Source organism: Vibrio sp. M260112 (genome assembly GCF_036533775.1).
In the GTDB taxonomy this organism is placed as follows: Bacteria; Pseudomonadota; Gammaproteobacteria; order Enterobacterales; family Vibrionaceae; genus Vibrio.
Map to the genome: position 1 here is coordinate 1 of NZ_JATABH010000174.1, position 895 is coordinate 895.

The window sequence follows — 895 nt, forward strand, 5'->3', positions numbered from 1 at the left end:
CGGTCGAAGGCCAGTTTGAGTTGTTCAAGTAGCGACTGGCGTTCTTGTTTCAATTGGATTTCTGACGCCATCAGCGCTTTCACCATCGCTTGTAGCTCGGCAACATCTTGACTTTCTGGGTTGATATTTGGCGTCTTTTTCATGGCGTTGATTATACCCAAATCATGCCATGAATGCTTGGTGGATAAGGCTTTAATATCGATTAAGTCATTGTAAAATCGTTTATTTCAATGGGTTTATGGCCGATAATCGTGAAACCTGAAAGCAGTCTCTCAAGCTCGAATTGAGTCAGGATAAACACTTCGTTTTGCTCTTTTGTAGGCCATTTGTACTTGGCTTTTTCACAACACTTTGATTTTGTCGCGCTGTTTGTTGGTGAACAGGAACAGTGCGCCACTTCCTAAAGGTAAGTCGGTGTCACTTTCGATTATCGCGGCAAGGCCGTTGATAGACTTTCTAAAATCGACGCTTTCACGATACAGATAAATCTCTGGAGCGTTGAGCATACGTTTCATGATAACGCACCGATAAGCTCAGCGAGATAGGCTGCTGGCGTGCCTTGTGGGATGCTCAGTTCAACATCGTTGACAATCAGTGTCATGTTGGCCACTGCAATGTGAGTGGCTTGATACCTAGTGGTTTTTTCAACGACTTCTGCTTTAACAAAGCCAACCGTGTTCGGTTTTTCGATGTGCTTTAACTGTTGGCGCTTAGCGTAAAAAGTGGAAAGGCTCAGTCCGTTACGTTCACAGAATAATCGTTGTGATAGCTGGCTAGATTCATAGTGTTCAAACAGGGTTCGCCATTCTTGGTTAGTGCGTCGTTTGGCCATTTCAAATCTCCTTTGGGTTGGAGATTTGATCTTATTATTCGGGCTAGACGATTAGAATGCGGG

General features: G+C 44.1%; 2 protein-coding genes. Both read right to left on the bottom strand.

What is annotated here, in order from left to right:
• Nucleotides 1–341 precede the first annotated feature (341 nt).
• Nucleotides 342–515, bottom strand: a complete 174-nt coding sequence (tnpB, locus tag QTN95_RS20895; protein ID WP_331418883.1) for an IS66 family insertion sequence element accessory protein TnpB — start codon at nucleotides 513–515, stop codon at nucleotides 342–344.
• Nucleotides 512–832: an IS66 family insertion sequence element accessory protein TnpA gene (tnpA, locus tag QTN95_RS20900; RefSeq protein WP_331418884.1), complete on the bottom strand. Its 321-nt coding sequence runs from the start codon at nucleotides 830–832 to the stop codon at nucleotides 512–514. The genes tnpB and tnpA overlap by 4 nt, the downstream gene beginning before the upstream one ends.
• Nucleotides 833–895: the final 63 nt, after the last annotated feature.